Raw genomic sequence first — 4,363 nt, 5'->3', positions numbered from 1 at the left:
AGGTCATAGACCTCAAGATCGATGGTCAGTTCGGTAAAATCGGGCGAGCGGCGGGACATGCTGATATTGTCGATATTGCCGTCGTGCTCGGCAATCACCGTGGCGACCTGGGCGAGGCTGCCGGGTTCGTTGACATTGTCGACCATGATTCGCGCCGGAAAGCGTTGCGGCGTCGTGTCATCGACATCCCAGCGAACATCGAGCCAGCGCTCGGGCTGCTCCTCGAAATCCTTCAGGGCCGGCGACTGGATCGGATAAATCGTGATGCCCTCGCCTGGAGAGACGATGCCGACGATACGGTCGCCCGGCACCGCGCCGCCATTGGGCGCGAACTTGACCGGCAGGTCAGAATTGATGCCGCGGATCGGAATCGCCGAGAGGCTTCGCCCGGTCCCGGCCGGCTGGCTCGCCTTGAGCTTGTCGGCGGGGCCCTTCTTGGCGCCGTATCGCGCCAACCTCTCCTCCTTGTAGTCGGGATACATGGCGCGCGCGACGTCGGAGGCCTTCATTTCGCCGCGCCCTACCGCCGCCAGCACGTCGTCGATCGTGGCCCGCGCCAGCCGCGGCAAGGCCCCCTTCAACTTGTCGTCGGCATATTCGATCTTGGCGCGCGCAAACAGCCGCTCGACCAGGCGGCGGCCGAGGCCGGCATATTGGTCGCGCACGGCGGTGCGCGTCGCCCGGCGGATCGCCGCGCGCGCCTTGCCGGTCCGCGCCAGCGATTCCCAGGCCGTTGGCGGCGACGACTGGGCGTCCGAGGTCAGGACCTCGACTTCGTCGCCGTTCTGCAATTCCGACGACAGCGGCGCAAACTTGCCGTTGATCTTGCAGCCGACCGCACTGTTGCCGACGTCGGTATGCACGGCATAGGCGAAGTCGATCACATTGGCTTGCCGCGGCAGCGCGATCAGCTTGCCCTTGGGCGTAAAGCAGAACACCTGGTCATGGAACAGCTCGAGCTTGGTATGTTCGAGAAACTCTTCCGGATTGGCGCTATCGGACAGGATCGCAATGGTGTGGCGCAGCCAGGCAAAGGCCGAAGATTCGTGCTTCAGCCGCTCGGTCGGCGACCCCACGAGATCCTTGTAAAAGGCGTGCGCCGCGATGCCCAATTCGGCGATCTGATCCATGTCCTCGGTGCGGATCTGCAATTCGACACGCTGCTTTCCCGGGCCGATCACAGTGGTGTGGATCGAGCGGTAGTCATTCTGCTTCGGCGTCGAGATGTAGTCCTTGAAGCGGCCCGGAACCACCGGCCATGTGGTGTGGACGATGCCGAGGGCGCGGTAGCAACATTCGACATCCGTCAGCACGACGCGGAAGCCGAAAATATCGGACAACTGCTCGAAGCCGACCGACTTGCGCTGCATCTTGGTCCAGATCGAGAACGGCTGCTTGCGGCGGCCATAAACACGCGCCTTCAGGCCGTTTTTCTGAAAGTCCTTGGAGAGCCGGCTTTCGATTTCGCCGATCAGATTGCGGTTGCGCTCGGCCAGCGAATCGAGCCGTTGGCGGACCACCGAATAAGCGTCCGGGTCGAGCGTCCGGAACGACAGATCCTCGAGCTCCTCCCGCATCTCCTGTATGCCCATGCGCCCTGCAAGCGGCGCGTAGATGTCGAGCGTCTCCTCGGCGATGCGCCGGCGCGCGGCTGGCTGAACGAATTCGAGCGTGCGCATGTTGTGCAAACGGTCCGCGAGCTTGATCAGCAGCACGCGGACGTCGTCCGAAATCGCGAGCAGAAGTTTGCGCAGGTTTTCGGCCTGCTTGGCTTCCCGCGACACCAGCTCGAGCCGTTTCAGTTTGGTGAGGCCCTCCACCAGCGCCCCGATCTCCTGCCCGAACACAGAATCGATTTCGGCGCGGGTGGCCTCGGTATCCTCGATGGTGTCGTGCAATAGTGCTGCGACAATAGTGGCGTCGTCGAGCTTGAGGTCGGTCAGGATCGCCGCGACCTCCAGCGGATGGGAGAAATAAGGATCGCCGGAAGCACGGGTCTGCGAACCGTGCGCCTTCATCGCGTAGACATAGGCGCGGTTCAGAAGGTCTTCGTTGGTCTCGGGATTATAGGATCGGACGCGCTCGACCAGATCGTATTGCCGCATCATGCGCGCGCGCGACTTGGCCGGCCTCGGCTCCACGGCTGGCGAGGAGCCCGGCGCAGCCGCTGAAGAGCCCGGCGCAGCCGACGCGGAGATCGGCGCAGCCGAGGGCGATGCCACCGAGAGCGAACTCGCGGCTTGCATCTGCTTCGGACTCGGGCGCCGAAAGACCATCGTCAACACCTCCACGCGGCCGCAAAGAGCGCGGTTCGCTTCCCGCTTGATCGGGATAATGTAGTGGGTTCCCCGGCCGAGCGGCACCCACTTGCGGTCCGATTCTAGCATTCGCATCGCGTCGCAGCAGACACTTTTGCGAATGTTAGGATCAAAGGACCACTGGCAAATATGAGTTTCCAGTGGAGTTTTGAATTTGACATTCGCTTACCAAACTCGCGGCTGCTTCGATGGCGAATGTCAAATCCACTCCACTGGGCAATCGCGAGGGGACGCCTTCTCTCGGGGAACACAACGATAGTCTAATGCGAAACTGGCCGTTGTCCGATTCAAATAGCAGACAACTTGCGGTGGATGTCGGCCACCACCGAGGCGCATGGTAAAGAAGAACTAACCGGCCCAGGCAAACACGAGCAAAAGACAAAGGCCCGGAACCATGTCCGGGCCTTCCTGAATTGGCTGAGGGCGATAGAACTAAACCCTGAGACGAAATAGTAACGATTACTCGTCTTCTTCCGGTTGTTCTTCGGGCGGGGCGAGCCCCTCGAGACCCTTCAGCAGTTCTTCCTCGGTCATGCGCTCGACGGCGACTTCGGTGTCGTCGGCATCGACGCTGGCGCCGGCCGAGCCAATCAACGGAACCGTATCCGGCTCCGGCTCGTCCACCTCGACGAATTTCTGCAAGGAATGAACGAGTTCTTCGCGCAAATCCTCGGGGGAAATCGTCGAATCAGCGATTTCGCGCAGGGAAACAACCGGGTTTTTGTCGTTGTCGCGGTCAACCGTCAGCTGCGATCCGGACGAAATCATCCGTGCGCGATGCGCCGCCAAAAGAACCAGGTCGAACCGGTTGTCGACCTTATCAATGCAATCTTCTACGGTGACGCGAGCCATCGACTGTCGCTCCGTTAGAGGGGACGGAATATGTGGGTTAATCTTAGGGTAGTTATAGGGGCGAAGGTCGTTTCGCAAGAATAATTTGTGATTTGGCCTACCTAATTTGCTCTGATAACCCCACATTGGGACCCCGGCAGCGCGGCGATTTTCGAGCTGTAACAGCATCGGTACGGACAAGAAAACGCTTCATTGCGTTGACAAAATCCACTTCCGGTTGTTTTGAGCTATCTTCTTTCCGGCGGCGTCTGGACATCCGCAGGGCTCGGCAGCATCGTAACACATGCGCGGAGCGCTGCAGCCGCGCCAAAAAGCTGGCCGGAAGCCACCTTTTGAGAACTCTGTGAGAACGCTGAATGTCACCCGCTTCCAATAAGATTGCGCTCTTTATCGATGGCGCCAACCTCTATGCGACCGCCAAGACTCTCGGCTTTGACATCGACTACAAGCGCCTTCTCAAGGAGTTCCAGAGTAGGGGAACGTTGGTGCGGGCCTTCTATTACACCGCCATCATCGAGGATCAGGAATACTCGTCGATCCGGCCGCTGATCGATTGGCTCGATTACAACGGCTACACCGTCGTCACCAAGGCGACCAAGGAATTCGTCGATCAAACCGGGCGGCGCAAGGTCAAGGGTAACATGGACATCGAGCTTGCGGTCGACGCCATGGAGATCGCACCGCATATCGATCAGATGGTGCTGTTCTCGGGCGACGGCGATTTCCGCTCGCTGGTCGAAGCCGTGCAGCGGCGCGGCGTCCGCGTGGTGGTTGTCTCCACCATCTCGACCCAGCCGCCCATGGTGGCCGACGAATTGCGCCGCCAGTGCGACCAGTTCGTCGATCTCATGGAGCTGCAGTCGAAGATCGGCCGGGACCCGTCTGAGCGCCCGCAGCGCGAGCCCCGGGAGCCGCGCGAGGGACGCGAACCGCGCCACACGCCGCAATTCCTCCAACGCAGCCCCACCTCACAACGCGTCGAAGTCGAAGACGACGAGTTTGAAGAAGACTAGGCGCTGCGGAACGCCGCAATGCCGCGCGGGGACCGTTCGCCCGGCCGTAACTGCCCGCGGTGTCCTCGCCTGGTCAGCTTCCGCAAATCCTGGCGCGCACGCGAACCACAATGGTTCAACGCGCCGGTCGCGTCGTTTGGACCGATCGACGCCCGTCTGCTCATCGTCGGCCTTGCGCCC

At 61.2% G+C, this 4,363-nt stretch carries 3 protein-coding genes and 1 pseudogene; 2 read left to right on the top strand and 2 right to left on the bottom strand.

Translation table 11 applies throughout. From position 1 onward, the window contains the following. Both ABSE61_RS36230 and rpoZ read right to left on the bottom strand, forming a co-directional pair. Nucleotides 1-2,276 (bottom strand): RelA/SpoT family protein (locus tag ABSE61_RS36230; protein ID WP_423875956.1); only part of this gene is annotated, 2,276 nt, incomplete at its 3' end. A 501-nt stretch (nt 2,277-2,777) separates the two neighbouring features. Continuing rightward, a complete protein-coding gene (gene rpoZ, locus ABSE61_RS36225) occupies nt 2,778-3,170 on the bottom strand; it encodes a DNA-directed RNA polymerase subunit omega (protein ID WP_024512695.1) in 393 nt (130 codons plus the stop codon). A gap of 356 nt (nt 3,171-3,526) precedes the next feature. Between rpoZ and ABSE61_RS36220 the strand changes: the two genes are divergently transcribed. Then, complete coding sequence (locus ABSE61_RS36220; protein WP_423875955.1) at nt 3,527-4,183, top strand: LabA-like NYN domain-containing protein; 657 nt, start codon at nt 3,527-3,529, stop codon at nt 4,181-4,183. 18 nt (nt 4,184-4,201) lie between these two features. Next, nucleotides 4,202-4,363: pseudogene (locus ABSE61_RS36215) on the top strand (uracil-DNA glycosylase); the annotation flags it as partial.

Origin of the sequence: Bradyrhizobium sp., from assembly GCF_049519115.1 — a bacterium.
In the GTDB taxonomy this organism is placed as follows: Bacteria; Pseudomonadota; Alphaproteobacteria; order Rhizobiales; family Xanthobacteraceae; genus Bradyrhizobium.
This window is presented reverse-complemented; position numbering and strand designations above follow the sequence as displayed.